Source organism: Candidatus Igneacidithiobacillus taiwanensis (assembly GCF_031962545.1).
GTDB lineage: Bacteria > Pseudomonadota > Gammaproteobacteria > Acidithiobacillales > Acidithiobacillaceae > Igneacidithiobacillus > Igneacidithiobacillus taiwanensis.
Window position 1 is genome coordinate 1 of the sequence record NZ_JAVRKK010000235.1, and the last position, 2,127, is coordinate 2,127.

At 56.6% G+C, this 2,127-nt stretch carries 1 protein-coding gene; it reads right to left on the bottom strand.

Annotation, left to right across the window (positions count from 1 at the left end):
• Nucleotides 1–1,925, bottom strand: a 1,925-nt coding sequence (locus tag RTI30_RS14185) for a helicase C-terminal domain-containing protein (RefSeq protein ID WP_312284145.1), incomplete at its 3' end; no start/stop codon positions are given.
• Nucleotides 1,926–2,127 lie beyond the last annotated feature (202 nt).

Genomic DNA, 2,127 nt, shown 5'->3' on the forward strand with positions numbered 1-2,127 from the left:
TGTCCATCCCTTCTCGTGCGGAGTTTGTAGTGTGGTTCTCTAAATGCCACCGGTGTATCACTGTTCTCCGGTAGATCACCCTCTTTGGGCATCGGTTCTGCCCGGCCGCATTCCAGACACAGAGCGTAGCCAGTACCGTTTATACCTCGTGACTGATGGAACACATGACCGTTGGGTGAAACGCGAAACCGACCTAACGACGGGTTAGGCAGTGAAGCCCATTGGCCTTTTGCGTCAACCCAAGCTGGTTCAACTGGGACGAAGTGTTGCGTGGTAATGTCATTGGTTGGCTCTTTGTAAAAATCGACTGCAAACCCGGCAGGCTCGAGAAACTCGCGAATATTATTCTTAGCAATAGCTTCACCACATGAATCACACTGTTGCGCCATGGCAAGGCTAGGGCTTGAGCCACTCGCACCGCAGTGGTGACAGCGCCACGCCCAGCGGATATTCTGAATCTCGCGCACGTCATCCTGAGTGGCTGGGGTGTGCCAATTGAGAGTAATACCTGCAGATTTATAGACAAGACCGTCAAGAACGATTTCTGACCCAGGTGCGTATTCTCGAAGGGCCGTGACCAAATCACGGCTAGGCAATTCGCGCCTCCGGTAGAGGTTCTCTTCGCGGTCTCTAAAGCCTCCCTGCCATCCTCCTTCAGGTTGCAGCCGTGTCAAGTTGTCGAAGCAGGCAATGTGGGTTGGGAATCCGTACGAGGGCAAATAGCCTCGGGTGGCCAGTTCGCGAAGGAGATATTCGTCGGTCAGGCGGCGAATTCTTATCTGAATAGCTGCTGCAGCAGCGTTATTTGCTATAGGAACTTCGCGAGCTTCTTGGTCTAAATTTTCCCATTCCCGTTTCCATTCCAGCGCAATCTCTTGTATCTCCATAGCTGCTTTGTCGCAGAGCCGTATAAGATCAAATCCTTCGTAAATGCTGTGGCGCAGAAGCTGGGTTAGGCCCCGCGAGAGGTCCGGCGATGTGCGTAATGATAAGCCGCGACACCATGCGGTAAAGCGGTCAACCAGCGGGTTGTCGCCAAGGAAAAACAGCCCACAACTCATGCGAGTGATCTCTTCTCCGCTGCTCTGTAGCACTTCGGTTAGAAATCGGGACAGCAGCAACGAGTGAACATGCCGATTCACGATGATTGGACTATCCAAAGATACGCGGGGTGCCGGGAGCGATGTGTCGAAGGCCCAGCGGGTGTTGGCAAAGACTGCCTGGTCGTGAGGGTTCGATTTGCAAAGCGTCATCACCACCGCGCGCGATTCGCGGCGGCGGCCGGCTCGACCGGCGCGCTGTAGGTAGTTGGTGGGGTGGGGGGGGACATTATTGATCGCCACTTGGCTTATGCCGCCGATGTCGATCCCCATCTCCATCGTGGTCGAGCAGGAGAGCAGATTCAAGTCACCCGACTTGAACGCGTTTTCATAGCGCGCGAGCGTGCGCGAATCTTGCTGCGCCGAGTGTTCCGCAACGGTGTAGTAAGGTGCAAGCTCAATGACCCTGTCGTTCAAATTCGACCACAAACCATGTTCGCGAAGTTGAACAATGCGCTCCTGCTGGGCCAGCCACGCCCGGCCTCTGCGTATTCTTTCAAGCTCATCGGTGACGTCGCCGAAGGGGGCGTCGTAGAGGGGCAAGGAGACTTGCTCGCAACGGGCGGTCTCTTCCGTTGCTTTCTCCGGCAGGTAGGGTGTGAGTCCGCACAGGGTGGTATCGAGAAAACGGCGGGTGACGGGGCAGACCCAAGCGTCGCTGATCGGGGTAAAGGCAAGCCGGTCGAGGGGCAGGACCCTACCCTGGTCAGAAAGTTGCAGGAGCCCCGCGTCCCCGAGCGCCTCCCAGGCTGCCTGCAGCAGGGTATCGACGCGATCTTCGCCGAGCGGAGTGTTGATGTCGATATTCAATGCGTAAGCAAGCAAGCGTACAAGCGTACTCCGTAATTTGGCGCGTCGCGCACGCGGCCAACGGCGTTGTGCGCGGCTGATGTTCGATTCGTCTCGCGAGACTACCCAAGTTTGCCGGAAAGGCATGCCCAGCCAATTGCGCCAGTTGGGTGATATGGCGAGCGACCCGCCAGCACGAACGAAGAAGTCGAGGCAGATTTTGAGAAAGTCCCGCCAG